Genomic DNA, 276 nt, shown 5'->3' on the forward strand with positions numbered 1-276 from the left:
GCCTTCGGTGGGCAGCGCGTCGTAATAGCGCGTTGAGGCGAGCTTAACGGTTTTCAGCGTCGCTTCAGCCGACGTTCCCCCAATCACGAAGGCAATATGGTAAGGCGGGCAGGCCGCGGTACCCAGGGTACGCATTTTCTCAACCAGGTAGTTTTTCAGCTTCGCCGGGGTAATCAGCGCTTTGGTTTCCTGATAGAGGTAGGTTTTATTCGCGGAACCGCCGCCTTTTGCCATGCACAGGAATTTATACTCGTCCCCGTCGACGCTGTAGAGATC

Annotated in this window: 1 protein-coding gene; it reads right to left on the reverse strand. The window is 55.8% G+C overall.

The genetic code is table 11. The features are described from left to right. A partial coding sequence (locus ACPYOJ_RS35280; RefSeq protein ID WP_481420375.1) for a fumarate hydratase occupies positions 1 to 276 on the reverse strand: 276 nt, incomplete at both ends.

This window comes from Rhizobium sp. SVR5-9E (assembly GCF_056755095.1).